Source organism: Teredinibacter waterburyi (genome assembly GCF_001922985.1).
GTDB classification, from domain to species: domain Bacteria; phylum Pseudomonadota; class Gammaproteobacteria; order Pseudomonadales; family Cellvibrionaceae; genus Teredinibacter; species Teredinibacter waterburyi.
On record NZ_MRUH01000121.1, the window covers coordinates 80,834 to 103,304 of the forward strand.

A 22,471-nucleotide genomic window follows, 5' to 3' on the forward strand; every position below is an offset into this window, starting at 1 on the left:
AGAGGATTCCGAAATGAAGCATTTTGTTGAAATACAATTAATTCCAGATCCCGAGGTGCCAGCACCAGTGTTAATGAATGCGGTTTTTTCCAAGCTCCATAAAGTATTGTGCGATCTAGAATGTAAAAGCATAGGGGTCGGCTTTCCTAGGGCTGGGGTTACTCTGTGCGACGTACTTCGTCTGTTCGGGGGGTATGAGAGTCTTGTGCTCCTTCAACAAACAGGATGGCTAGGCGCTATGGCTGACTATAGTCGTATAGCAGCAATTCTTCCGGTACCTGAACGAGTTAAGCATCGGACGGTGTCCCGTAAGCAACGCACTATGAGTGAGTCCAAGCTCAAGCGCTTGTTAAAACGCGGCTCGATTACCGAAGCTGAAGCTAAAGCCTATCGCGCAAAAATGTTCACCAAAGGTTTAGATAACCCCTATGTTGAATTAGTAAGCGCGTCTAATGGGCATAGGCATAGGCGGTATATCGAGTTTGGTGAGTTGCAAGATTCTCCGGTAGAAGGGGAGTTCGATAACTTCGGCCTATCGAAAACTGCCACTGTTCCTTGCTTTTAGGGGAGTGCTGCTCGGCGGTGATTTCGAATTTATGTGTTGATTTTTGTATAGCATAGTTAATACCGTCGGTGCGGCATTTATAGATACCATACTGTAATGAGCCATTGAGCGTTGTACTTTCGATACAATACAAGCCATAGGCTGGAACTCGGCTCAGGGTTTTAGTCTACTAAATGGAGTAGCCTAGCTAGGCTACTCTTTCCCCTACCAACACCTTCCATTTTCGCCAGTAAAAAAAACCTATAAATATCAATAGATTACATTTCCCCGAAATACCAATGGTATTTTTGGGGTAAAACAGCGTAAGGTTCTGATTCTGTTAGGGTTATTGGCTATAATTTGTACTTCACTGCCGAACAGGCAGCTTAGAAAGAGATGCCAGCAAATACCGTATTCGTATCAACCTTCACTGCCGAACAGGCAGCTTAGAAAGATCGCTGAACCTGGTTCGCAGGCGTATTCTACTTCACTGCCGAACAGGCAGCTTAGAAAAAACTTTTAGAGCTAATTTGAAAAACGGGAATCTTCACTGCCGAACAGGCAGCTTTGAAAACAAATAATCAGGGACAGAAACTGACGTGCGACTTCACTGCCGAACAGGCAGCTTAGAAACAAACAACAGGGCCGGTCTGCGAGCTTACCGGCTTCACTGCCGAACAGGCAGCTTAGAAATGAACACTTGAATATGACATCAACGGGCAATCCTTCACTGCCGAACAGGCAGCTTAGAAAAGACACAACATAGGGAGCCGAGCAAGATGGTGCTTCACTGCCGAACAGGCAGCTTAGAAAAGCATTGCTAGACATAAAAAAACGGCTATCCTCTTCACTGCCGAACAGGCAGCTTAGAAAGCTTCGCGCTCACCCTTTAGCTCTAAAAAGTCCTTCACTGCCGAACAGGCAGCTTAGAAAGTTGAGACGAACATACGCTAACCAAAGGTAATCTTCACTGCCGAACAGGCAGCTTAGAAACGAATGTGGACCTACCCCTAAGCCCTTACGTGCTTCACTGCCGAACAGGCAGCTTAGAAACAAAGCGGCAAGCCACTACCTACCGTAACGGTCTTCACTGCCGAACAGGCAGCTTAGAAAAGAAGGTGTTTCGAACCAAATTACTCGATGCCCTTCACTGCCGAACAGGCAGCTTAGAAATCCCGAGAACCATTAAGACGGACATACGCTAACTTCACTGCCGAACAGGCAGCTTAGAAAGAGGCGAAGAGAAAACGATTAGATTCTCTAATCTTCACTGCCGAACAGGCAGCTTAGAAATAGCGCCACCAAAAGCGCTAGCCGCATGGAACCTTCACTGCCGAACAGGCAGCTTAGAAATGAGCTCGACTCATACATCGTCAATATCTACCCTTCACTGCCGAACAGGCAGCTTAGAAACAACGGGTATACTATACATACATGCACTGAGGCTTCACTGCCGAACAGGCAGCTTAGAAATGATTGCATGGGATCTTTTTCTATCGTGCATACTTCACTGCCGAACAGGCAGCTTAGAAAGGTAGAGAGCGGCACTGGAACACCTGTGTCTGCTTCACTGCCGAACAGGCAGCTTAGAAATTGCTGGTGTCGGTTTTTCTGTTAAACCTTCCCTTCACTGCCGAACAGGCAGCTTAGAAAATCAACTAACCTTAAATCCAATAAGGATAAACCTTCACTGCCGAACAGGCAGCTTAGAAAAAAGCTGGGGGCCGGTTGGCCCTTCTGGTCTTCTTCACTGCCGAACAGGCAGCTTAGAAAGCCAGCGGCCCCACCTCCACCGCCAAATATTTCTTCACTGCCGAACAGGCAGCTTAGAAAGCACCAGAGCCTCAGCGTTTGCTTTTGTAGCGCTTCACTGCCGAACAGGCAGCTTAGAAACCGAGGCTGCGCAGCTAGCGGTAATATCGTCACTTCACTGCCGAACAGGCAGCTTAGAAAACTCCGTATCGGCGTATAACAACGCCATTAATCTTCACTGCCGAACAGGCAGCTTAGAAAACTAACAGGGTTATTAGGCCATGAGCATAAAACTTCACTGCCGAACAGGCAGCTTAGAAAAAAGGCGACGCGGGCGCCCCGCCTTCGACGTACTTCACTGCCGAACAGGCAGCTTAGAAACTTAGCATACAACCAAAGGTTTTTTTTATGTCCTTCACTGCCGAACAGGCAGCTTAGAAAAAAAACGCCTTGTCGCCAGAGCTTCGCGACTCCTTCACTGCCGAACAGGCAGCTTAGAAATCCGTGATTACTCATAAGACTTAATTGTACCTCTTCACTGCCGAACAGGCAGCTTAGAAATCACCCTGACGCCGAGACGAAAACAACGCAAACTTCACTGCCGAACAGGCAGCTTAGAAAAAAAAAGGGCAGCAATTCCGCTTAGTAACGCCTTCACTGCCGAACAGGCAGCTTAGAAATGCGATGAAAGTTTGACACAGAGATTTTTAGGCTTCACTGCCGAACAGGCAGCTTAGAAAAAGAGAGTGAGAAAGTGATTTACCATTGTTCTCTTCACTGCCGAACAGGCAGCTTAGAAAGCAATTCAAGCGGCCTTAATGAGCGCTTACTGCTTCACTGCCGAACAGGCAGCTTAGAAAAGACGGAAACAAATTTTGGATTTCATCGATGACTTCACTGCCGAACAGGCAGCTTAGAAATCGCCAACGGTCTTTAACTGATCCAGTGCCCCCTTCACTGCCGAACAGGCAGCTTAGAAAGCCACAGATTATGACAATCACGTCTATCTTGCCTTCACTGCCGAATAGGCAGCTTAGAAAAAGACGAAAAGTTACTAAACTAAACAATTTCACTTCACTGCCGAACAGGCAGCTTAGAAAAAGGCTGGCGGGGGAGTCTGTCACGGCCAGCCCTTCACTGCCGAACAGGCAGCTTAGAAAATGTTCATCAAAAAAGGTGAGGACAAGATGGGCTTCACTGCCGAACAGGCAGCTTAGAAAATCATGACCATGTTCAGTAATAAAACGGGTCCCTTCACTGCCGAACAGGCAGCTTAGAAATCATACGACACCCACGTGTAATGACCGTCACGCTTCACTGCCGAACAGGCAGCTTAGAAACTTAGCGTATAACTTAAAGGTTTTTTTATGTCCTTCACTGCCGAACAGGCAGCTTAGAAATTCAAACCCTTTCGAACGGTCAACTAAAAAATCTTCACTGCCGAACAGGCAGCTTAGAAACCGAAAACAACGGCAAATCCCTTTCTCATTCTCTTCACTGCCGAACAGGCAGCTTAGAAAACCTGGGTTCGCTGGGGCTTTGGTGGTAATCACTTCACTGCCGAACAGGCAGCTTAGAAAAGCCACAGAGCTTACGGCGTTCGCTGTTATGTCTTCACTGCCGAACAGGCAGCTTAGAAAATAACGCTACCCTCTCACCTGAACAACAACACCTTCACTGCCGAACAGGCAGCTTAGAAAATGTCGTCGCTAATGAATTTTGAGTCCACTTTCTTCACTGCCGAACAGGCAGCTTAGAAAGCACCCTCAATAGCTGATCTTGTTGTGGAGTCCTTCACTGCCGAACAGGCAGCTTAGAAATTCTTCGTCGGCCACGTCCAGGCCAACTCTCGCTTCACTGCCGAACAGGCAGCTTGTATCCAGTAAGATCGTCGGCTTAATGCCGCACTATATATTCAGCTCAATGAAGGTTGGTTGAAAGTTGTGCAACGATTAAGTTCGACGTTTAGTTGTTGGCTTGTGTATATGTTCATTGTATTTATGAGAGTTTGTGGTAGTTTTAACGACGCTTTAACTGCCGATTTAAAGGAGGGCTTGGGTGTCGCAAATAGGAGAGAAAGTTAGTGTAATTGTGGCAAAGGGGTATAACAAAAATAAATGTCCTTTTTGCGGAGAGGATGAACATGATTTCCCCTCAAAGAAAGATGAACCCACCGAGGCTGTGGTAAGTATTCCAGAGCACTTAAAATGTCATATGAGTGGCGGCAAGCCCGATCGGCGCGGTAACGATAGCTGTGCGCTAGGTCAATATGCGTACACTTTTGCTAAGCACCATTTAATTTCAGCAAAGCAGTGTTATGCCAAGGTTAAGCCGTTGGTGCGTATGGCTAGTTCTGTCGAATACGACGTGAACGCTCCGCCTAATGGTATTGGTTTGCCCACTACGCACTTTTCGTTAAAGTACCCCGATGCAGGTGGCAGTAAGTACGGTAGCTTGAGCCAGCCGAATAAAACGGTAGTGGCCAATGCTCTGATGAAGGAGCTGGGAGCGCAATGGCATGTGGGCCACCATTCGTTTGTTTACAATATTCCTTTTGAAGATCAAAAAAGCAGCCCAGCCTCAGAAAACTGGGGTGATGAGGTAGATGATCTTGTTCAGGTCGGTCACCAAACGGGTTACGACTCGCAAATTATTTTGAAGTTGTTAGATTTGATGTTGCTGCTGTTTGACCCCGACGCTCCAATTTGCAAAGAAGACGATGTCAGTGAAGATATAAAAAAGCGACTTGATGATATTAGTGAAGAAATCCGCAAGGATTTGGAAAAGTTTCAAACGTCGGAACCTTGGCAGAGCAAGTTGTACGTTTCGCAAAAAGCGTATGGTTATGCAACGGATTTGCGTAAAGGCAGCCTAGCTAGAACGTCGAGTTCCGCAAATCTAGCGAGTGATGATGAGCCTTCTCCTGCATCAGCTTCTCGGCCAGCAAAGCGAGCGAGGCGGTAAACTAGTTAGGCGGCGTTATGTGGGTGTGAGTGAATAGAAATGTGTAATGCATACAGACTAAAGTGCATTAAAGGTTTGGGGAATTATTAGGAAGGTTTATGTATTGGGTTCTGGAAAGTGATTTACGTGTAGAGGGTATGGCATCGGTAATGGATGTGCCGGACGAATTGGATTTGCGCGATTATATGTTGGGTAAAGTCGCCCCGAAAATAGAGGCGCCGCTACGTTTAATGTTGTCGGCAGCGAGTGGCGAGTTTCGTGGCGATATTATTGGCCCTGTGGTTACGTTATTTTCCGATGAGCTAATCGAGATGCTAACCAATTACGGGGTAGATAATATTGACTATACGCCGGTGGAATTGATTCATTCGATTACGCAGGAAGTTGAGTTTGGCTATTCGCTGGCAAATATTTTGGGGTTGATTCGCTGCGTTGATAATTATGATATGGATGCGCCGCCGTTGCAGCGCCCGACGAGCTTGGAGCATTTTACGATTAACGCCGAGTCGGTGCGGGGGTGTCCGATATTTCGTTTGGCAGAAAGCCCACGCTTGATTGTTATCGAAAATGCGTTGCGTGATTATTTGGTAGCCCAAAAAGTGGTTGGGGTAAGAATGCGTAAAACTGAAGATTACGAAGTTTGGTAGCTGCTTGATAAGCCAGCGCCTGCAAACGAGGTCGTTTGTAGGCGCTGGTTTAACTTGAGTTTGCGAGTTAACATTTAATAAATTTCTGGCACAAAGCGCAATTTATCTAAGCCGGTGCGCTCGTAGCCATCATCTTTTTGGCGTGGCGGCAGTTCTACCGGTTCGGGGGTGAGGTCTTGGTAGGGGATTTGGCTTAGCAGATGGCTTATGGTGTTGAGTCGAGCACGCTTTTTGTCATCGCTATGAACAACGTACCAAGGGGATTCATCTATATCGGTGTGTTGAAACATTTCATCTTTGGCTTTTGAGTAGTCTACCCAGCGGGCGCGACTCTCTAAGTCCATTGGGCTAAGTTTCCAGTGTTTGGTGGGGTGGTTGGTGCGGTCGATAAATCGTTGTTCCTGCTCTTCATCGCTCACCGAAAACCAATATTTTATCAATATTATGCCATTGCGAATCAGCATGGTTTCAAAGTCGGGGCAGGTGCGTAAAAATTCGCGATGCTCTTCGTCGTTACAAAACCCCATTACTTTTTCAACCCCTGCGCGGTTGTACCAACTTCTGTCAAACAACACTATCTCACCACCGGCGGGCAGCTGGGCAATATAGCGTTGAAAATACCATTGGCTGCGCTCGCGTTCGGTGGGTGCTGGCAGCGCTACAATTCGACAAACCCGAGGGTTTAGGTTTTCGGATATGCGTTTAATACAGCCGCCTTTTCCCGCGGCATCGCGCCCTTCAAAAATTACCACGACTTTTAACTTTTGCTGCTTTACCCAGCTTTGTAGTTTTACAAGTTCTACCTGTAATCGGTGTAGTTCTTTGTTGTAGCGTTTTTTGGTGAGACGAGCGGGTTTGGAATCTTTGGTCATTATGTGCGCCCTAGAGTTTTGTTAAGTCTGTTGGGCAAGCATAGCGGATATGGCTTCAACCATAGAGCTTCGGGTAGGTTTAGATGCCATTTATTTGATTTGGAGCAGTCTGCTAGGTGGTTTGAAGGCCTGGGTGCTGCAGGTAGCCTGCTTTCGAGAATTCAGAGTGGTAGAACTCGTGGTGGCGCCCGTCGGCGTGACCAAACCAGCACACCTCTTCGGTAATCCGAAGCAGCCATAGCTCTTGTGAATCGGGCTCTCGCTTAGCGAAAGCCTTGGGGGAAATCACGGCGGCGTTGGTGCCTTTGCTGGTACGTGCCGAATTGAACCAAAAAAATTCAGCGCCGGCGGCTCGCAAATTACTGCCTAGTTTTTGGCTTTGGCTCCAATCGCTGGGTGAGTCGAGTTCTGGGTACTGATGCTGAAAATAGTCAGACCGCAGGTCGCAGCCGCGGTCGGTGCGGAGCTTTACCGAAAATAGCGTTCGCGAGTCGTTAATGGTTGCAAGTGGCCCCGGCTTTGCCAGCGCGCTTTGAAATAGCCATAGGTATACGGCGGTTTCGGCAAAGGCTGTGGCGGGTTCTTGTGAGGCATAGAATATGCCGCGCTCAAAGCACTGCCCAAAGCGTGAGCCGAACTGCAGTGGCGGGTAGCGAAAAGGTGTCATAAAGAGGTAGGAAAGGCCGCGGCAGTCATCGGGAAGCCTAGGTTTGCTCGCGTCGAGCAGTTCTTCTAGGCGCGACTGTTCTGTTGCCGAGCGGGTAATGGCCCGAGTAGCGGCGGTTTCTTGTGTTTCGACTAGGCGCCATGCGAGGCCGACTTGCGGTACGAGTAGGGATGCTAGTGGGTGGTTGTCTTCCATGATTTTTAGTTTTGTATATGAGTTTTGTGAGCTTAAATTTTGCCGCGCATGGCATCAAGGTACCAGAGTACTTGAGTAATGCCAGTAGCTGTTTGGACTAGCTCAGCCGGGGTTTCGTTGGCGAGATGCTGGTTGGGGCTGCTCATCCAGTGCTTCATTGCTGCTGCGTTGCCACCGACGATTGCGTAAAGCGAGCGGTAGATCCGTAGCATTAATAGGGATAGCTCGAAGGCTTTGCCGTTGCCAGCAAAGGGAGATTCGTCATAGCCCAGCTCGGTACGCTTTTTGATGCGTGCGATGGTAGCACGCGATACGCCAATCGCGTGCGCGAGTTGATCTTGCGTTATGCCCAGTTGCTGGCTTGCTTCAAGCAAGCTGTTGGCAACGAGGGCGCCGTCGTTTGGGACCGTGGATGGACGCATGTAGCACCTGCTTCATATGATTCAAATACATTCCAAATGTAGCATTTGCTGCACCTAACTGCAAGCCTCAGGACGCCCGCTGCCAACCTTGATCTGAATGCTTAGAAGGCGCTACGGTCTATGGTTTGCGGCTGTGATTTCGGCTGTTTAGGTATTGTATTTATCGAGCAATTTATTATTTGGTGAAGGCGTTGTTTCGCATTGAAGAAGTTTTATGAGCGCGGGGAGTTTTGATAATGTTTGGCGTGAGCTGGAGTAAAGTGGAAAAAAATCCGACGCTTTTTTAAGCCGAAAAACGTGCTTATTTGACGTAATTCGCAACTGCTTGCAAAGCGCTGTTTATAGCGTTGTGAGCTATGCAAAAATCCGATAGTATCGGCCAGTACCTCAGTTTTCCTTAATATTTTTTATATGGAATATCCGATGGAAAGCCTAGCTTGGTAGGGAAGCTTACTAGGTGAATGGTGCATAGTTTGAAACAGATGCGTGGGATTGACTTAGGCATCTGTCATGTGAACCGTTATTTCAGTTCTTAAAGTAAAAAAATAGGAGACACAATAAATGGCAATTTATCTTGAGTGGGAAGGCATCGAAGGTAACGTAACTGCAGATGGCTACGCAAAGCACTTGGCAGTTGATTCTTTCCAGTTTGGTGTAAGCCGTGGAATTACCATGGAAGCAGGTAACTGTGCAAACCGTGAAGCAAGCCGTCCAAGCTTTTCTGAAGTTACCGTAACCAAGCCAGCAGACAACTCTTGTACTGCTATCTTCTCAGAAGGCGCTTACGGTTCTAAAGGTAAGAAAATTAAAGTTAAGTTCGTGCAAACGGGTTCGGACAAGGTAACAGAGTATATGACTTATACTTTGGACAACTGTCTAGTAAGCAGCTACTCCGTATCTGCTGGCTCTGAAGGCGACCCTATCGAAGCAATCTCTATCAGCTTCACCGAAATCGAAGTTAACTACGCAGACTACGATGCAACTAACGCTCAGGCTAGCCCGCAGCGTGTTGGTTACAGTCTAAGTAAAGCTGGCAAGAAGTAATTTACTTTTAGCTCAGTTGATATCGGCGAAGGCAGCTCTGGCTGCCTTTGTTGGTGTTTCCCCCTCTTAATTTGTGTATGCGATACCTTTATTAGCATATCGGCCTGATGGATGTAGCTCCGTTGGGGCAACGCGCATCGCGATACAAACTTTGCGATCACGGACGTCGTTTTCGCGCAGCGACCTTTAAATTTTCGGATGGAGTTGATATTGCATGAGCACGCTTACCCAGGATAACCGGTTAATATCCATAAGTGATTTTTCGCTCGGTAAAAAAGATGCATTATTGCTTACCGCATTTGAAGGCTTTGAAACCATATCGGGGTTGTTTGAATTTCAAGTAGAGGTCTTATCTCAAGATCTGGATATAAAGCCCGAAAAAATTATTGGTCAAACCGGTACTATTACTGTTCACAACGAAGTTGAGCGCGTCTTTCACGGCCATGTTAGCCAGTTCACCTACGGTGAAATTCAAAGTAACGATCTACGTCAATACCGCATGACCATTGTGCCGTGGCTGTGGTACCTATCAAAAACGAACAATCATCGAATCTTCCAGAATAAAAACGTCAAAACGATTGTTGACGATATTTTCAAATCTTACGGTTTTAAAGATTACGACTTTCGCGCAACCGGCGGCGCGGTGCGGGAGTACTGTGTCCAGCATAACGAAAGTGATTTTGATTTTGTTTCCCGTTTACTGGAAGAAGAGGGCATTGCCTACTATTTTGTGCACCAAGAATCGCTGCACAAATTAATTCTGGTAGACCAAAAGAATGCCTACGATACAGTTACAGAGACAGATTTAGAGTACTCGAAGGGCAGTAACCCGAAAGCTGAAATTAAACGCTGGGAACACCTCTATCAATTTAAAAAGGGTGTTTGGGCGTTAAACGACTACAATTTTAAAGAGCCCAAAAAAGACCTATTGGCCTCGACCAATACCAAGAGTGTTTTTACGGATAATGCAAAGTTTGAACACTACGAATATCCCGGGTTATACGATACGGCGCTGGGTAAAGATTTAATAAAGATCCGTATGGAAGCGGAAGAAGCCGATTTAAATACTGTGCGCGGTTCCAGTGCTTGCGGTAGCTTTTATGCAGGCGGCTTATTTAATTTAGCTAAACATACAACGGATGACGAGAAAGGCGATTACGTTTTAGTTACGGTAACACACCGCGCATTTGAGACCAGCTATTTCTCTGGCAGCTCTGCCAGCCCAGATTACAGCAACGACTTTATCTGTATGCCGGCCGACGTACACTTCCGGCCTAAGCAACTTCATCCGCGTCCTGTTATGAAAGGCCCACAGTCGGCCTTGGTGGTTGGCCCCGCCGGCGAAGAAATTCACGTAGATGAGTTTGGGCGTATTCGCGTTCAGTTTATTTGGGACCGCGAAGGTCAAAAAGACGATAAAAGTTCCTGCTGGATTCGTGTCATGCAAGCGTGGGCAGGCAACCAGTGGGGCAGTTCATTTATTCCCCGTATAGGCCACGAAGTTATCGTTAACTTTTTAGATGGTGACCCTGATCGTCCGATCGTTGTGGGTTCTGTTTATAACGGTTGGAACAAACCCCCATTTGAATCTAAAACCCAAAGCGGTATTCGCACGCGCTCAACCCTCGAGGGCTCCCCTCAAAACTTTAATGAGCTGCGTTTTGACGATAAAAAAGGTGCCGAGCAAATATATGTCCATGCCGAAAAGAACATGGACACCGTTATTGAGAACGATGAGTCGGCCAATATCGGCAACGATCGCACTAAAATTATTGGCAATAATGAAACCTCTGAGATTAAGAACAATCGAGATAAGACAGTTGGTAATAATCAGTCTGAGTCGATTGGAAAAGACAAAAGTATTAGTGTTGGCAATAATCACAGCGAAAGTATCGGTAAAAACGCGACCATAAGCGTTAGTGAAAACTACTCAGAAGATATCGGCAAAAACGTTACCATTAGTGTTGGTGGTGACCATGTTGAAAGTATCGATAAAAACATGACACTTAGTGTTGCCAAGGATCTAACCGAAACGGTAGATGGCAAACACATGGAAAAAGTTGCCAAAGACTACGCGGTAAAAGCAAAGACAATTACCTTGCAGGCCGATGACCAAATTACTCTAAAGACGGGCTCTGCGCAGATCATTATGAAAAAAAATGGTGATATCACCATTAAGGGTAAAAATATTAATGTGAAGGGCTCTGGTAATGTTGTGATTAAAGGCAGCAAAGTGTCTACGAACTAGTATGGATAGCACTGGGGTTAACTATGTCTTTAAATGAAACAGTTCAATCGTCTACCGAGTTGCTTGAAGCCGAGCCTAACAATAGTCCTGTTCCCTCGGGCGAAGTCGTTATCGCCACTTGTATTGGCCTGGATCAGGGGCGCCCACTGCTACGCTTTTCACAATCTAGCCTGCCGTCGCAGCCGGTAATGGCGCAATCCACTCAGGCCGTGACGCCGAATCAGGTGGGGCGTCAGGCTGCGGTAGTCTTTGTTGGTGGCAATATCGAGCAGCCGCTGATTATTGGCTTTATTTATAGTCAGCTGGACTCGTTATTGGACTCCTACAGCTCCGCCCCGTTAGAGCTGCACAAGCCCGCAGAAGAGGATGGTTTAGAAAAATCCGCACAGCTCCCTACCGATATCGTAGTGGACGGTAAAAACGTCACAATCGACGCGAAAGAACAAATTGTTCTGCAGTGTGGCGAGTCCAGTATTACCCTTACCAAATCCGGAAAAATAATGATTCGCGGCAAGTATGTTCTCAGCCGTTCTAGTGGTGTAAATCGAATCCTAGGCGGTTCGGTGCAGGTTAACTAAATTGTGTTACAGCTAAAAAATACCACTCCTTTCGCTGCGGATATCGCTTTATTCCCGAACGAGCAAGGTATCGATACCCTCTATGTTTTGGCTAAAGCGAGTTTTCGAATCGGTCCGCAGTGGACGTTGTTAGAAGAGCAGGCGCCATTGCAGGAGGCGGATCAATATAGAGATGAGCCGGTTACATCCAGTTTAGTTGCCGTGTCTGACTATCATCCGGGTAAGCCGTGTACCGATATTCTAATGCTCGGTAAAGCTTGCGCGCTCGAACAGCGATTGGTAACGACTTTAGATGTTTCTCTCCGTGTCGGCTCACTTCAGAAGGTGGTACGTGTATTTGGTTCACGCCAGTGGCAACACGGCTTTATCAGTAATCCAGAACCTTTTACAACACTGCCGATGATCTACGAGAATGCTTTCGGTGGCTCGGTAGAGTTAACCAATGGCGGTATCGAGCAATATGATCGTAACCCCGTTGGAAAAGGTTTTGCTGGTGGCTTAAGCCGTAGTCAGATGGATGGCGTGGCCCTGCCCAATTTGGAGTGCCCGAAAGCGTTGGTTCGCGATATCTTCGATCAGCCAGAGCCCGCATGCTTCGCGCCGCGCGCGCCGAACTGGCAGCCGCGAGTAGCCCATGTCGGAACCTATGACGAGGCCTGGGAGCAGACCCGTGCACCGTTCCTGCCTGTTGATTACAGCCCGCGTTTTATGAACGCTGCTCATCCAGAATTAATTTACCCTAGCTTATTGCAGGGCGGAGAGCCGTTCTCAATTAGCGGGATGCATCCCGCGGGTGATATTTCGGGGGTGCTCCCGAGCATTCGCTTGGCTTGTCGAATTAATCATGCCGGCACAAAAGTTTCAGCACCTTTTAAATTGGAAACCTTAATCTTCGAGCCGAATCTACTTACCTTATCGATGGTTTGGAAGGCTCAATATGTGTGTAATAGCGGTGCGGCGAGAATTAATGATGTAAACGTAAGCTTGTTGCGTTAAGTTTGCTGGGTTAATTTTGTTGCTAGATGGACGACCTTAGATAACCTTCACTGGAGAAGCCTTATGGGACAAACCACATTTGCGAACACTCGCGGTATTGCGCATAAAGGCAGCGGCGGTAAAAGTATTGTGTTTCCCGATGTTTGCAAAACACCCACACCGGGAGGCCCTGTACCTATCCCCTACCCTAATTTGGGGCAGTCGTCAGATACCTCAAAGGGCCCGAAGTCGGTAAAAACCGATAAAAAAATGCCAATGGTAAAAGGGGCTGTATATAGCAAAAGCACCGGCGATGAGGCCGGTGTACAAAAGGGCATTATCAGCAGTAAAACTAAGGGTGAATGCGAATTTATGATGTATTCATTTGATGTGAAATTTGAAGGCAAAAATGTGTGCCGTATGGGTGACCCGCTGTTTCACAACAAAAAAAATATAATGGGTTAGGTGTTAGCTGAACGTGCAGTCTGAACAAGTAGTAAATCCTTTTACTAACGTTATCGAGCAGTTCGTGGATGACGGTGCTTTTCTATGGGTGCTGCGTTCTATCGCCGTGCATCAGCCACATTATACAATCGAGGATTTGGCAGAGCTGGAGCAACGTATTTCCAGTTGTTTAGATGGCGTTCTGTCTTCACCAGACTTAGGCTGGGAAATCGCTTTAGCGGCAAGTGATTTTGAAGATTCCGGAGAAAGTTTCGTTTTGTCGGCAACGGCGTTTCGTAGCATGGATGTTGAAAAAATTAAAATTGCGGTAGAAAAGGGCTTGGTTAATGATAAGACCTTCGCAGGCTTGGTGTCCGCGATGGGCTGGTTGCCCGGTACTTTTGTACATTCATGGGTGAAAAAGTTTTTCACCAGCAAAGAGCTTGTTCATAAACATCTTGCTGTCGCCGCGTGCAGCGTTCGCCGTGAAGACCCACGAGAATATCTAACACGCATTCTTGAGCGCGAAGATTGCCGCGAAGACTTCCCCCTATATAGCCGTGCTTTGCGACTGGTTGGTGAGCTTAAGCGCCATGACCTCAAACCTGAGCTAGAGCAAGCGTTATCCCATGAAGACGACGAAATTCGTTTTTACGCTTTAAGCTCATTAATGCTGCTGGGTAGTCGCCAAGCGGCATTGGCATTAAAACCATACGTTTTCGCGCCCGGTCCGTTGCAACAGAAAGCCATGGCGATAGCCTTTCGCGTTCTCGCGATAAGTGACGCGCGCTCGGCCATCTCTGAATTAGCTGCAACAGAGAATGCCGTGCGTTCAGTTGTAGAGGCCTCCGGTATATTGGGAGACCCACAGGCCGTGCCGTGGCTAATATTACAGATGCGCAACGCCGATATGGCAAGAATTGCGGGTGAAGCCTTTACCCTTATTACGGGAATAAATCTGGAGGAAAACGGTCTGGCGATTGATATTCCAGATTTAGATGGCCAAATGGAAGCTGCGGGTGAGGAGCCTGCATCCGAAGAGTTAGATGCAGATGAAAATTTGCCTTGGCCGAATGTTGATAAAATAGCCGCAACCTGGAAAACCTACGGCGTAAACTTTGCGGTGGGAACTCGCTATTTTATGGGCCGACCGATAGAGAGATCGCATTTAAAGGAGCAGCTAACAAGCGCTTATCAGCGGCAACGTAAAGCGGCCATGCTAGAACTCGCATTAATGGATGCACATGAACCGCTGGTGAACGTAAGCGCTAAGAATATAGTCGGAGATTTGTAGGTCAGCAAGCTGCGGTCGTCGGTTCTGCTCTAATCAACAATGCAACGTCGATATCTGAGGTACTTGAAGTTACAGCTTTCTAGGTGTTGTTTTACCGACTCGTGAATTATTATATCGGTTACCGACTCTGCAAGACGAAATAAAAGTGCATTGCGGGTTTTTTTTTCGTCGATGGCTAACGTTTTAAATCCTACTGCTATTGTACCCATTCCGCCAATATCAATATAATCAGATTTTTCCATATCGGCAGCGGCAATGGTTCCAAAAATATTAACCACTTTGTAGTCTGTTCGAATATAATTTTTAGAGACATCTTTGAGTACCGCTGGGTAGCTTTGTAGGTTGTCAACACCTGCGCCTTTTAAAGCTTGGATTAGTTCATCGCTCATAACAGGGAAGGCTTCATAAAAGTACTCTGCCATACCATTGCCGTTGTGTTCATACTCCCAAAGTTCAAATTCAAAAGGCTTGTCGAATTTTTCGGTTAAATAATTGCCTTTTATAAATTCACTATCAACCATATCCTTGTTCCATCCAGTCGAACGCATGCGATAGGAGTCAGGCTCTGTAAAAGGGTTATCGTCTAAAATATAGTACATAAATAGTCCTTGAGAATTGTCAATATTGTTAACCGTTTTGCCATTGGCAACACTTTAATGCCAGTTTTGAAATAAAGAATTCCCACGATGCAGGCGCACCACAAAGCTCCCTTTCCAATCTGTCAGATAACAAATCTAAAGTGTGAGCTATTTTGTGAGGTGGGCGGTACGGCGCCTTATCACGCTTCTTCTCGTCGCCATCCTCCATGGGGCACTCTTTAGAATAGTACTCCAAAACTAACCTTACTTTTTTTAACTCTCTAATCCCTAATTTCACGTAACTTTGATGGGGAGGCGCTGCGCTGGTGTGGCTTCCCTTATGGAACTGCCGTTTTACCTTTGTCATAACAATAAAAGCAATATCATTTTTTTCAGATTCTTTGAGGAATTCCCGCCCAGATTTTTTGGATTGTTTTCCCCACCATACGTCCGGATCGCCGTCGACAACCCTGTACATATCGGGGACTGAGGGCAACCAAATACCATTTCGTGCGCTATTTACGTCCCAAGCAACATCGTGGAGTGTATTTTCTATATACCCTTCTGAACCTTTTGTTGTCTTCTTGTTTTGCGTTATAAGATATTTTTCAACTTCTTTTTCTTCACCTAAAATTTCGTTGCCACAGATTATGTGATGAGCTTCGGCGCTATACATACCGTGTACAGAATCTTCGAATAAGTGGTTGATAATTGGGTCTCCACTGGCAGTAAGATTGATGCCAAGCGTCGAAGAATTATTATCTTTACCAATTTTTGCGATACTCTTAGGATTTTTCTTTGTTTCTATTGGACAAAAACAACACTTGTCTGGCTCGTGCCCACTAACCGGTATTGAAATGGCCTCTCCAAATTGAGTCACTTTTATCTCCTTGCCGTTTGATGAAAAAATAAGCCTAAATTACTAAGCCAATTCGTTAGAGCATATGAAGACGCGACAAACAAATAGCAGCTCTAGTTGCCATATCCGAGGAGCAATACACCATCTGTTGGGATGCCCCATTTTTATTTAAACTTAAACTTCGCGCGCTTAAACTTAACAAAACCGCAGCAGAAGCTGCACCTATATCACCGTAGCAGTCTGCAGGGTGAATATGAGTAAGTTGCTCCGAGAATGCCCTGCTGTTGCGAATTAACATTGCACCATATTCTTTTGCAAATTCATTCTCACCGTTCATACTGCTGTAGATGACGTCGATCAATGATCCATCTGAATAGCTGTGAGCATCTCGAACCGCCGTCGCTAATCCGTCGCCCAGACAAGGTACATCGTTGTTATACATATGGCCAGATTCATCAGATAGCCCTGGCCGGTGGAGAGAGACAGGTAGGAAACTCTTATGTGGCTGTTTAGACAAGAGTAAAAAGCTTGCTGCTTCGCCGGGAACAAAGCCATTATTAACGTCGACCGCGGCGATGCGATCTTCGGAGTCTAGATGTGCTAAGAGGCCGGTATTAGCATAGCTATCTACACCGCCGACAAGTATATAAGTGTCGACGTTTGTGGCTAAAAACTCGAAGGCTAGTTCAATTGCGTAAAGCACACCACTGCGACCCAAAGGTAAAAAACAACTGGATTTGGAGTTAAAGCTAATACCTGACTGAAGGCCGATTGATTTGATGATGTCACTAGAGATCGGCGTTGGGCGAGCGGGGATGGATTCTGGGCCGGCAAGTAAAAGGGTGATCGGAGTTTTTGAGGGTAGCCACGGAGTAATATCGGCTAAGGCAACACTGCTTAACTGTATCAAGCGTTTTTCGTCGCCTTTTATCTCTATATTACGTAGGTCTTCGTGCAGCGGTGGAAGTGCCGCGTCGGGAACCCAGGCAGCCGTAATAGGCCTGTGGTACTTGTTGTAATAGCATGATTCTTGATAAGCGCTAACGCCCGCGTTTACCGAAGCGGCTGTCATTGCACTGTCGATGCCAACGCTAGTAATCATTGACGTAGTCGCAATATAAAGCTTGTCGTGGTTACTCACGAGCGTCACCCGCTGTAGTTTTCATCGGATTAGAGTGTGGCGCATCAGGCTTAACTGGATCGAAAAACTCGCCGAATAGGCTATGGAGTTTTAGCTTCTGTTGCTGCTGGCGTCGATTACCTGCATCCTGCCAGGGTACAACGTAAAGAATTTTCGGCAATTCAGTGTTGCCTTTAATGACAGTAGTGTCCAGCTCAATACGGTCTTCGGCGAAGCTCATAGTAGGCAAGCCAATAGAAATTATCAGAATGCCGACCATCGCGAAATATCTTGTTGCTAACATGGTAATCAACCTAGAGATCACTTTAATGAATAGGAGAGCTGCTCAACCCAGTTCTTGGTATCTTCGTCCTCAAAATCTATTAAGCCTAAATACTGTTTGTAGTGACTGTAGGCTGCGGGAATATCCTGGTAATAGACATCATAAAGAAGCGCAAGGTTGTAGTGAGCGTTGGCAAACTTGGGTTTAAGCGTAAGTGCCGTTTTATAGTGAGTTTCTGCTGTTGCGAAATGTTTCTGGTCGACGGCAATTAGACCTAGCAGGTTGTGTATTTCGGCATCGGATTTCAATGCGGCTGCTTTTTTTGCGTGAGCTTCGGCAGCGTCTAGTTGCCCTTGTTGATAATTACATACCGCAAGATTTGCCCAGACACCTGCAACGCCCGCGTTTCTTTTAGAAAGTTTTAAGAGCAATTTTTCTGCAGCCTGAAACTCTTCGTTTTCTATTAGTTTGAGTGATTGAAGATAGGTTTCGAGCTCCTTACCTGCAAGGCGGCCAGCCGGAACTGGATTGGCTGTAGCTGTTGGTTCAATGCTAATCCCGCTTTTTTCAGGCTTAACTCCACCGCCGCAAGCCTGCAGCAGTAAACTAGTCGCTAGGGCCAAAAGAAAAATGTGTAACCTACAATGGAGTGAAGGCAGATTATTCAAGAGTTTCTCCTAGGTAAGCGTCAAGCTTCCCTTTACGAGAAAATCGCACAGGAAAGAGTTGTTGTAATCGAGCCAGGCTTTGGGCAAGCCAGCTGGTCCAGTCGCTATCGCCACTTTGCTTAACGCGGCCAAGGTTAGTCTCGTAAAACTCAATGGCCTTTTCTTCAAAAGGGAAAGCTTGGTCTTCTAGAAGTATGTTGTATTGTTCGAGCTCGTCTTCACTTAAATTAGCAGGCCGTTCAGATTCTAACAGGGCAATACTAAATTCTTGGTACACGTTACCTATAGAAAAAGTGGCCTCTGTAGAGACCTCGGTTAAACCATAGCCAGATGCTTGACCATACAGTGCGATTGCCTTTTGCATAGTAGATTTTTTTCGCTTTAGATTAACCGCTAAGGGTTCAACCAGTTTAATCTGACCAAATTCTCGGAGGGTTTCCCGGGCGACTTCAAGAACGGCTTTTGCCGCAATATAGTTGGTGCGATCTGTTTTGCTACTGGCGACAGCGCGCTTATCGGCGGAGCGAATTTTCACAAACCAAAAGTGTTGGTTTTCCCTGTTGCCAATTTTCCCATAGAGTTCAGTGAGTTTCTGCATCGCTTCCATATTTTGCGGGAAGGGTGTCGGATAGTTGTGAGCGTAGTCGCGATAGGATTTTATCGCATCGTCCCAGTCTTTCTTGCGCTCGTAGAGTTCGGCCGCTTGCCAAAGTGCTGCCATCTGAACGTCGCGACTGTTGTCGTTCTTCGCTAGGCGTACCAGTTCGTCGGCAGCTTTATCATTTTGGTTTGATTTTAAGTAAGCAACGGAAAGCTGACGGGAAACTTCGATGCGACGCGGGTGTTTGGGATAAAGGCTTTCGAAGCGTTTAATACTAATAATCGCATCGTTCCACTGCTGTTGGTTCATGGCGAGCGAAACGGCGTCGAATAGGCCCGTCGCAGCAATATCGGATTTAGGTGCAACTTCGGATATGCGTGAAAAATGAAATAGCGCATCGTCGACGTGTTGGTTAGCTTTAGCAGCCTCGCCCTGCCGATAAATCGCCACGGCTAGGTTATCGCTGTAGTGTGCTACCTTGCGGGACGACAATGTTTCTTGCTTTAACAACTCGTTGTAAGCCGCCTCGGCGTCACTGTAGTTGCCAAGTTCAAAGTGAGATCGCGCTTGAATATTGGTGAGTTTTACACGCATCGCTGCACTCAGATTATTAGCAACCTCGTTGGATAGGGTTAGCGCCTGTTCATAACGTTTATTGTTAAAACTTAACTCCGCTGCATGCAGGGCAATTTCTATGGTGCGCTCATCGTTCGGGTAAAGCTCAGAGAATTGCTTGGCGAAGGTTAGGTGTTTATTAAGCCAGCGTTCTCGGCCGTCGGCGGACGTCGCTTTTTCGTAGAGCTGGCTAGAAAGGGCGATGGTGGTGTAGGCCGCTTGTTTATCTAAAATTAGTTGGCCATCGTAAGCGGCTTTTTCGAAATAGCTAACCGCTGCGGCGGTATCGCCCGTGGTAACCAATAGCTCGCCATACAGGGTGTAAATATCATCTTGATTGGCGTAGGCCTGATAATGCGCTAGATAGCGATCATACCAAAGTTGTGTTTGTGCTAGATCAGCCGCTTTGCCTTTGTTTTGGTAGCGACTGTGCAGGTAGGAGGCAACCATAACAATGTATTCGCGTAGCCGCGTGTCTACAGTTTTCAATAATGAGGTGTCACCACCCTGCTGCCAATAGGAGGCGCGTGGGTTGTAGTCGCGATAAAAACTATCGATAGCGGCATAGAGGTTTTCGGTGAAACCGCCTGCTTGCCAGATTTCTAGAATTTTTAAACGCGCGCGCGGAATATCCTTAGAATTCGGGTAGTGCTCGCTAAATTGTACAAGCGTTTGTGCCGCGTCGGAGTAGCGCTCTCGCTTTAAATAGATATCGCTGATAACTTCGTATGTGTGGTAGAGATAAAGAAAATCCTGTTGCTCTGCAAAATAGGTTTTGAGGCTTTCTGCACCATCGAGGTATGCGAAAGCTAGGCCGATAGCACGGAAGTATTCGTCAAAAAGATCGCGTTCATTTTTGTTTAACTTGGTCAGTGCAGAAAACTGGTGGTAAGTAAGTGCTGCGATATAGTCGTCTACGGCTTCTAAATGAATTTGTTGTTTGTAGCGTGTCCAGCCGCGTTTAAACAGTGACTTTTCATAAAATCGATCTGATGTTGGTGTAAGCAGAACTTCGGTATAGGCGTCTTCAGCGGTAATGTAATCGCCGGTAATAAAAGCACTTTCCGCTATACGGAACTGTGCTTCTGCATAGTGTTGTGATTTTGGAAATTTAGTTACCAAACGCTTTAGCGCCGTTAATGATTGCTGGTGTTCCCCTAGTTGGTCGTGGGTTCGCGCGAGCTGGTAAAGGCTTAGGTCATTGTCTTTTGCATCGGGAAAATCGGCGAGCGCATTGTTTAACAGTTCGATGGTGTTGCGTAAGGTCGCTGTGTAAACGCTGTCTTCTATCTCTTCGGCACTGGGAGCGCTATCTTTACTATCTTTTAATAACTTGTCAGATAGTTCTAATTCAAGTTGCGCGAGCCGGTTAATAGCGGTTAGGCGTGAACGATCGCTCTTTGACGCATTCTTTATGTAAGCGTAATAGGCATCGCGAATTTCTTCGTCAGTCTTGGGTTTAACAAATACCTCGCCCTGCATCGATTGGTCGCTACTGAGATCAATATCGGCTAGGGTCTGGGGTTGTGAACTGCTGCAGCCGGACAGCCAGACAAATGCCGCTATAGATACGATATAGGTTAGCGTAAGGGTTGTTTTATTCATGATTCGGTGTCCAGCAATTTTGCGACACCGTATTGTGCTTGGCTAAGGTAGCTAGTGAGCTTTTCTTGGTGGCTGTCTATAAGTATTTGCGCTTCCGTATTAATCGCTGTGTTTACCTGTGTAAGAAGCTCGTCGGCCTCCATTTGCAATTTTTTATCATCTACCTTGGCTTTCAGGACGCTTAAGTCGCGGCCGAGATCGAAAAGAATTGGTGAGATATCCGCTTTAATATAGGGCGGCAGGCTGTTAACTAAAACGGTATTGGATTGGCGCTGTGCTAGACGTATTGATACCGACCTTTGCTTGGCTTCCGCTTGTTTAGTTTGATAGTAAACGATGGCTTCAGAATAGAGTGCCGAGGCATTTGCGAGCTGTTTCATTTGCTCGTGTACAAAGGCGATAAGCAGGCGCGATTCGATTACGTAAATATCTTCAAATGGCTTTTCTTTTAAGCGCTTAAAGGCGTTGAGGGAACCAATATAGTCACCTTGGTGTAACGCCGCTAACCCGAGCCCTAGTAACGCAGGGTTTTCGTATTCACTGCCTAAGGATATTTTACGAAAGGTGACTCGAGCATCTCGGTAAAACTCGTAGCGCAGCTGTGAAAACCCAAGCACGACTAATAGCCGGTTATTGAGTTCGCCAATTTCGCTATTGTCTTGTTTAAGTGCATTTTCAATGGCGAGTTGTGCGTCCGTCCACCAACCCTGACGAATGAATGCTACGGCGCGATTTAGCTGGGCGTAGGAATAATATCGAGAACTCGATTCGACCTTTTCGTAGTAGCTAATCGCCTTGCGATGCTGCTTCTGTTTTTGCAGGGTAATGCCGTAGAGAATGGTGGAGTAGGCGCGCTCGTCGGCGGTAAGGGCATTTTCTACTTCGATATTGCCAAGTTCAGCGGCGACTTTGTCGTAGTCCCCCAAGCTAAAATAATAGTTTGCTAAATAATAGTGAGCCTTGGCTTCTACGTAGGGGTCAAAGGTCGCTAGTGCAGCATTGATTAATGGGTCAGCAGCACTTTTTAAATATAAATTCAGTAGCTGTTCGATAAGTTGTAAAACTGCGGGCTTGGATATGTTGGCAATCAATAGGCGTTGGTTTGCTGTCACCAGCGCGGCTAGGTGTTGTGGTTGCTTGCGTTCACTAGCGGCATTGCATACTGAAACTAATGGCGCGAGTTGTTGGAAAGTCGTTGCATCGGCTGCAAATATTGTGTTCGCGCTTTGCTGAATCGGCAGGTAGGCCTTACTAATTGTTTGGATGTTATCGAATGAGCTGGCATTGGCATAGCCCGCACTCAAGCCGATTGTAAATACTAGGGCGGAGAGATAGCGGGGCAGAAACATCGCCGTCAAGAGCGACAGCGAACGTAGGCTGCGAGTAGTGCGTGAGATCATAAAGCGAATGGTACTCATAATGGTTTGACTGTTGCGGCGCAGCACTTACGGCCACCTGTGTGGCCAGTGTCAGTTAATGATTTAGGTGTTCTATAC

Annotated in this window: 19 protein-coding genes and 1 CRISPR repeat array; of the genes, 9 read left to right on the top strand and 10 right to left on the bottom strand. The window is 46.7% G+C overall.

Going from position 1 to position 22,471, the window contains the following annotated elements:
- Nucleotides 1–13: 13 nt before the first annotated feature.
- The 3 genes from cas6f to IDZ20_RS08620 all read left to right on the top strand — a co-directional run bounded on the left by cas6f (nucleotide 14) and on the right by IDZ20_RS08620 (nucleotide 5,907).
- The gene (gene cas6f / locus IDZ20_RS08610; protein ID WP_188151018.1) at nucleotides 14–565 is read left to right on the top strand and encodes a type I-F CRISPR-associated endoribonuclease Cas6/Csy4; all 552 of its coding nucleotides are present in this window, start codon (nucleotides 14–16) and stop codon (nucleotides 563–565) included.
- Nucleotides 566–909: 344 nt separating this feature from the next.
- A CRISPR array of direct repeats spans nucleotides 910–4,176; the repeat unit is 28 nt; unit sequence CTTCACTGCCGAACAGGCAGCTTAGAAA.
- A 178-nt stretch (nucleotides 4,177–4,354) separates the two neighbouring features.
- A complete protein-coding gene (locus IDZ20_RS08615) occupies nucleotides 4,355–5,260 on the top strand; it encodes an AHH domain-containing protein (protein WP_188151019.1) in 906 nt (301 codons plus the stop codon).
- A gap of 98 nt (nucleotides 5,261–5,358) precedes the next feature.
- Nucleotides 5,359–5,907 carry an imm11 family protein gene (locus IDZ20_RS08620; protein ID WP_188151020.1) on the top strand — a complete coding sequence of 183 codons (549 nt, stop codon included), beginning with the start codon at nucleotides 5,359–5,361 and terminating at the stop codon, nucleotides 5,905–5,907.
- A 74-nt stretch (nucleotides 5,908–5,981) separates the two neighbouring features.
- On the opposite strand, the gene ppk2 is transcribed toward IDZ20_RS08620, so the two are convergent.
- From ppk2 to IDZ20_RS16415, 3 genes are all read right to left on the bottom strand, one after another.
- Complete coding sequence (gene ppk2 / locus IDZ20_RS08625; protein WP_188151021.1) at nucleotides 5,982–6,779, bottom strand: polyphosphate kinase 2; 798 nt, start codon at nucleotides 6,777–6,779, stop codon at nucleotides 5,982–5,984.
- A 112-nt stretch (nucleotides 6,780–6,891) separates the two neighbouring features.
- The gene (locus IDZ20_RS08630) at nucleotides 6,892–7,641 is read right to left on the bottom strand and encodes an RES family NAD+ phosphorylase (protein ID WP_188151022.1); all 750 of its coding nucleotides are present in this window, start codon (nucleotides 7,639–7,641) and stop codon (nucleotides 6,892–6,894) included.
- Nucleotides 7,642–7,673: 32 nt separating this feature from the next.
- Nucleotides 7,674–8,063, bottom strand: a complete 390-nt coding sequence (locus IDZ20_RS16415) for an antitoxin Xre/MbcA/ParS toxin-binding domain-containing protein (RefSeq protein ID WP_188151023.1) — start codon at nucleotides 8,061–8,063, stop codon at nucleotides 7,674–7,676.
- Between the two features lie 561 nt (nucleotides 8,064–8,624).
- Between IDZ20_RS16415 and IDZ20_RS08640 the strand changes: the two genes are divergently transcribed.
- From IDZ20_RS08640 to IDZ20_RS08665, 6 genes are all read left to right on the top strand, one after another.
- Nucleotides 8,625–9,107, top strand: coding sequence for an Hcp family type VI secretion system effector (locus IDZ20_RS08640; RefSeq protein WP_188151024.1), 483 nt, complete (start codon nucleotides 8,625–8,627; stop codon nucleotides 9,105–9,107).
- Between the two features lie 214 nt (nucleotides 9,108–9,321).
- Nucleotides 9,322–11,355, top strand: coding sequence for a type VI secretion system Vgr family protein (locus IDZ20_RS08645; RefSeq protein ID WP_188151025.1), 2,034 nt, complete (start codon nucleotides 9,322–9,324; stop codon nucleotides 11,353–11,355).
- Nucleotides 11,356–11,378: 23 nt separating this feature from the next.
- Nucleotides 11,379–11,933 (top strand): DUF6484 domain-containing protein, encoded by a 555-nt coding sequence (locus IDZ20_RS08650; RefSeq protein ID WP_188151026.1) that lies wholly within the window; start codon nucleotides 11,379–11,381, stop codon nucleotides 11,931–11,933.
- A gap of 3 nt (nucleotides 11,934–11,936) precedes the next feature.
- Nucleotides 11,937–12,929 (top strand): DUF2169 family type VI secretion system accessory protein, encoded by a 993-nt coding sequence (locus IDZ20_RS08655; RefSeq protein ID WP_188151027.1) that lies wholly within the window; start codon nucleotides 11,937–11,939, stop codon nucleotides 12,927–12,929.
- A gap of 63 nt (nucleotides 12,930–12,992) precedes the next feature.
- Nucleotides 12,993–13,373, top strand: a complete 381-nt coding sequence (locus tag IDZ20_RS08660; RefSeq protein WP_188151028.1) for a DUF4150 domain-containing protein — start codon at nucleotides 12,993–12,995, stop codon at nucleotides 13,371–13,373.
- 13 nt (nucleotides 13,374–13,386) lie between these two features.
- Nucleotides 13,387–14,646, top strand: coding sequence for a TIGR02270 family protein (locus IDZ20_RS08665; RefSeq protein ID WP_188151029.1), 1,260 nt, complete (start codon nucleotides 13,387–13,389; stop codon nucleotides 14,644–14,646).
- Nucleotides 14,647–14,675: 29 nt separating this feature from the next.
- Here the strand turns inward: IDZ20_RS08665 and IDZ20_RS08670 are convergent, their stop codons facing one another.
- From IDZ20_RS08670 to IDZ20_RS08700, 7 genes are read right to left on the bottom strand one after another with little or no spacing between them, the layout of a single operon-like run.
- A complete protein-coding gene (locus IDZ20_RS08670) occupies nucleotides 14,676–15,245 on the bottom strand; it encodes an imm11 family protein (RefSeq protein WP_188151030.1) in 570 nt (189 codons plus the stop codon).
- A gap of 28 nt (nucleotides 15,246–15,273) precedes the next feature.
- Complete coding sequence (locus IDZ20_RS08675; protein ID WP_188151031.1) at nucleotides 15,274–16,104, bottom strand: AHH domain-containing protein; 831 nt, start codon at nucleotides 16,102–16,104, stop codon at nucleotides 15,274–15,276.
- 55 nt (nucleotides 16,105–16,159) lie between these two features.
- Nucleotides 16,160–17,224: a hypothetical protein gene (locus IDZ20_RS08680; protein WP_188151032.1), complete on the bottom strand. Its 1,065-nt coding sequence runs from the start codon at nucleotides 17,222–17,224 to the stop codon at nucleotides 16,160–16,162.
- Entirely contained in the window at nucleotides 17,217–17,507 is a 291-nt protein-coding gene (locus IDZ20_RS08685; RefSeq protein WP_188151069.1) for a hypothetical protein, read from the bottom strand. The genes IDZ20_RS08680 and IDZ20_RS08685 overlap by 8 nt, the downstream gene beginning before the upstream one ends.
- 17 nt (nucleotides 17,508–17,524) lie before the next feature.
- A complete protein-coding gene (locus tag IDZ20_RS08690) occupies nucleotides 17,525–18,154 on the bottom strand; it encodes a tetratricopeptide repeat protein (RefSeq protein WP_188151033.1) in 630 nt (209 codons plus the stop codon).
- Nucleotides 18,147–20,975: a tetratricopeptide repeat protein gene (locus IDZ20_RS08695; RefSeq protein WP_188151034.1), complete on the bottom strand. Its 2,829-nt coding sequence runs from the start codon at nucleotides 20,973–20,975 to the stop codon at nucleotides 18,147–18,149. The genes IDZ20_RS08690 and IDZ20_RS08695 overlap by 8 nt, the downstream gene beginning before the upstream one ends.
- Entirely contained in the window at nucleotides 20,972–22,420 is a 1,449-nt protein-coding gene (locus tag IDZ20_RS08700; RefSeq protein ID WP_188151035.1) for a tetratricopeptide repeat protein, read from the bottom strand. The genes IDZ20_RS08695 and IDZ20_RS08700 overlap by 4 nt, the downstream gene beginning before the upstream one ends.
- Nucleotides 22,421–22,471 lie beyond the last annotated feature (51 nt).

Coding starts and splice junctions, on each gene's coding strand:
- cas6f (WP_188151018.1), top strand. CDS start 14: ATGAAGCATTTTGTTGAAATACAATTAATTCCAGATCCCGAGGTGCCA.
- IDZ20_RS08620 (WP_188151020.1), top strand. CDS start 5,359: ATGTATTGGGTTCTGGAAAGTGATTTACGTGTAGAGGGTATGGCATCG.
- ppk2 (WP_188151021.1), bottom strand. CDS start 6,779: ATGACCAAAGATTCCAAACCCGCTCGTCTCACCAAAAAACGCTACAAC.
- IDZ20_RS08630 (WP_188151022.1), bottom strand. CDS start 7,641: ATGGAAGACAACCACCCACTAGCATCCCTACTCGTACCGCAAGTCGGC.
- IDZ20_RS16415 (WP_188151023.1), bottom strand. CDS start 8,063: ATGCGTCCATCCACGGTCCCAAACGACGGCGCCCTCGTTGCCAACAGC.
- IDZ20_RS08640 (WP_188151024.1), top strand. CDS start 8,625: ATGGCAATTTATCTTGAGTGGGAAGGCATCGAAGGTAACGTAACTGCA.
- IDZ20_RS08645 (WP_188151025.1), top strand. CDS start 9,322: ATGAGCACGCTTACCCAGGATAACCGGTTAATATCCATAAGTGATTTT.
- IDZ20_RS08650 (WP_188151026.1), top strand. CDS start 11,379: ATGTCTTTAAATGAAACAGTTCAATCGTCTACCGAGTTGCTTGAAGCC.
- IDZ20_RS08660 (WP_188151028.1), top strand. CDS start 12,993: ATGGGACAAACCACATTTGCGAACACTCGCGGTATTGCGCATAAAGGC.
- IDZ20_RS08670 (WP_188151030.1), bottom strand. CDS start 15,245: ATGTACTATATTTTAGACGATAACCCTTTTACAGAGCCTGACTCCTAT.
- IDZ20_RS08685 (WP_188151069.1), bottom strand. CDS start 17,507: ATGTTAGCAACAAGATATTTCGCGATGGTCGGCATTCTGATAATTTCT.
- IDZ20_RS08695 (WP_188151034.1), bottom strand. CDS start 20,975: ATGAATAAAACAACCCTTACGCTAACCTATATCGTATCTATAGCGGCA.